This is a genomic window from Pseudidiomarina salilacus (assembly GCF_047323925.1).
Taxonomy (GTDB): domain Bacteria; phylum Pseudomonadota; class Gammaproteobacteria; order Enterobacterales; family Alteromonadaceae; genus Pseudidiomarina; species Pseudidiomarina salilacus.
Genome location: NZ_CP178755.1, coordinates 1 through 2,559, shown reverse-complemented (window position 1 = coordinate 2,559; position 2,559 = coordinate 1). Strand labels below are relative to the sequence as shown.

Genomic DNA, 2,559 nt, shown 5'->3' with positions numbered 1-2,559 from the left:
GCAACCCTCAACACTTTTGGTGTTGTATGGTTAAGCCTCACGGGCAATTAGTACGGGTTAGCTCAACGCATTACTACGCTTCCACACCCCGCCTATCAACGTTGTAGTCTCCAACGACCCTTCAGGACAATTACATGTCAGTGAGAGCTTATCTTGAGGCTCGCTTCCCGCTTAGATGCTTTCAGCGGTTATCGATTCCGAACATAGCTACCGGGCAGTGCCACTGGCGTGACAACCCGAACACCAGAGGTTCGTTCACTCCGGTCCTCTCGTACTAGGAGCAACCCCTCTCAACTCTCAAACGCCCACGGCAGATAGGGACCGAACTGTCTCACGACGTTCTAAACCCAGCTCGCGTACCACTTTAAATGGCGAACAGCCATACCCTTGGGACCGACTACAGCCCCAGGATGTGATGAGCCGACATCGAGGTGCCAAACACCGCCGTCGATATGAACTCTTGGGCGGTATCAGCCTGTTATCCCCGGAGTACCTTTTATCCGTTGAGCGATGGCCCTTCCATTCAGAACCACCGGATCACTATGACCTGCTTTCGCACCTGCTCGACGTGTCTGTCTCGCAGTTAAGCTGGCTTGTGCCATTACACTAACCGTACGATGTCCGACCGTACTTAGCCAACCTTCGTGCTCCTCCGTTACGCTTTGGGAGGAGACCGCCCCAGTCAAACTACCCACCAGGCACTGTCCTCGCCCCAGATAATGAGGCTAAGTTAGAACATCAAACATACAAGGGTGGTATTTCAAGGATGGCTCCACGTCAACTAGCGCCAACGCTTCATAGCCTCCCACCTATCCTACACATGGAGGTTCAATGTTCAGTGCCAAGCTGTAGTAAAGGTTCACGGGGTCTTTCCGTCTAGCCGCGGGTACACCGCATCTTCACGGCGATTTCAATTTCACTGAGTCTCGGGTGGAGACAGCGTGGCCATGGTTACACCATTCGTGCAGGTCGGAACTTACCCGACAAGGAATTTCGCTACCTTAGGACCGTTATAGTTACGGCCGCCGTTTACCGGGGCTTCGATCAAGAGCTTCGCTTACGCTAACCCCATCAATTAACCTTCCGGCACCGGGCAGGTGTCACACCCTATACGTCCACTTTCGTGTTTGCAGAGTGCTGTGTTTTTAATAAACAGTCCCAGCCACCTGGTCACTGCGGCCAGCTCCAGCTCCCCCCGCAAGGGGTTCACTAGCTCTGGCGTACCTTCTCCCGAAGTTACGGTACTATTTTGCCTAGTTCCTTCACCCGAGTTCTCTCAAGCGCCTTAGTATTCTCTACCTGACCACCTGTGTCGGTTTCGGGTACGGTCAACATGTACCTGAAGCTTAGAGGCTTTTCCTGGAAGCAGGGCATCAACAACTTCGCACCCGTAGGTGCTCGTCTCGTATCTCAGTCTTAGCGGCCCGGATTTACCTAAGCCACCAACCTACATACTTTCACCGGGATAACCAACACCCGGCTTGCCTAGCCTTCTCCGTCCCCCCATCGCAGTACATGTCGGTTCAGGAATATTAACCTGATTCCCATCGACTACGCCTCTCGGCCTCGCCTTAGGGGCCGACTTACCCTACCCTGATTAGCATGGGATAGGAAACCTTGGTCTTCCGGCGTGCGGGTTTTTCACCCGCATTATCGTTACTCATGTCAGCATTCGCACTTCTGATACCTCCAGCAGACTTCTCAATCCACCTTCAACGGCTTACAGAACGCTCCCCTACCCAGCATACAAGTATGCTGCCGCAGCTTCGGTGCATGGCTTAGCCCCGTTACATCTTCCGCGCAGGCCGACTCGACTAGTGAGCTATTACGCTTTCTTTAAAGGATGGCTGCTTCTAAGCCAACCTCCTAGCTGTCTGAGCCTTCCCACATCGTTTCCCACTTAGCCATGACTTGGGGACCTTAGCTGGCGGTCTGGGTTGTTTCCCTCTTCACGACGGACGTTAGCACCCGCCGTGTGTCTCCCGGATAGTACTCACTGGTATTCGGAGTTTGCATGGGGTTGGTAAGTCGGGATGACCCCCTAGCCCAAACAGTGCTCTACCCCCAGTGGTATTCGTCCGAGGCGCTACCTAAATAGCTTTCGGGGAGAACCAGCTATCTCCGGGCTTGATTAGCCTTTCACTCCGAGCCACAGGTCATCTCCTAATTTTTCAACATTAGTGAGTTCGGTCCTCCAATTGATGTTACTCAATCTTCAACCTGCCCATGGCTAGATCGCCCGGTTTCGGGTCTATACCTTGCAACTAAGCGCCCAGTTAAGACTCGGTTTCCCTACGGCTCCCCTATGCGGTTAACCTTGCTACAAAATATAAGTCGCTGACCCATTATACAAAAGGTACGCAGTCACACCACGAAGGTGCTCCTACTGCTTGTACGTAGACGGTTTCAGGTTCTATTTCACTCCCCTCGCCGGGGTTCTTTTCGCCTTTCCCTCACGGTACTGGTTCACTATCGGTCAGTTGGGAGTATTTAGCCTTGGAGGATGGTCCCCCCATATTCAGTCAAGATAACACGTGTCCCGACCTACTCGTTTTCACA

At 53.0% G+C, this 2,559-nt stretch carries 1 rRNA gene; it reads right to left on the bottom strand.

The annotated features are described in order from the left end of the window. Positions 1 to 26: 26 nt before the first annotated feature. A 23S ribosomal RNA gene (locus tag ACJ8W9_RS12855) occupies positions 27 to 2,559 on the bottom strand.